Origin of the sequence: Devosia nitrariae (assembly GCF_030160115.1) — a bacterium.
Classification (GTDB): Bacteria; Pseudomonadota; Alphaproteobacteria; order Rhizobiales; family Devosiaceae; genus Devosia; species Devosia nitrariae.
This window is the reverse complement of the sequence record NZ_BSNS01000025.1, coordinates 1-311: the sequence shown is the minus strand read 5'-3', so window position 1 is coordinate 311 and position 311 is coordinate 1. Positions and strand designations below refer to the sequence as shown.

Annotated in this window: 1 protein-coding gene; it reads left to right on the top strand. The window is 61.1% G+C overall.

Translation table 11 applies throughout. From position 1 onward, the window contains the following. Positions 1 to 25 precede the first annotated feature (25 nt). On the top strand, positions 26 to 311 hold a 286-nt coding region (locus tag QQK18_RS26000), incomplete at its 3' end, for an oligosaccharide flippase family protein (RefSeq protein ID WP_284343328.1).

Genomic DNA, 311 nt, shown 5'->3' with positions numbered 1-311 from the left:
CGTGCGCTGGTGGCCGCGCCTTTCCTTGAGCACAAGCGCGCTCAAGGATCTCAGCGCCTTCGGCCTGTTCGCGTCCGGCAACCGTTTCATCACCATGCTCAGCGTCGATCAGATCCTCATCGGCGCTCTCCTGGGTCCGGCGGGTCTCGGCATCTACAGCTTCGCGCGCCGGGTCTTTCAGATCCTCAGCGATCTCATCACGGGTGCCCTCAGCAACGTCTCATACTCCTTGCTTTCCTCGATGCAGACCGAGCGCGAGAAGCTGCGCGAAGTCTATGGTTTTGCCACCTTCATCTCTTCGGCGGTGTCCT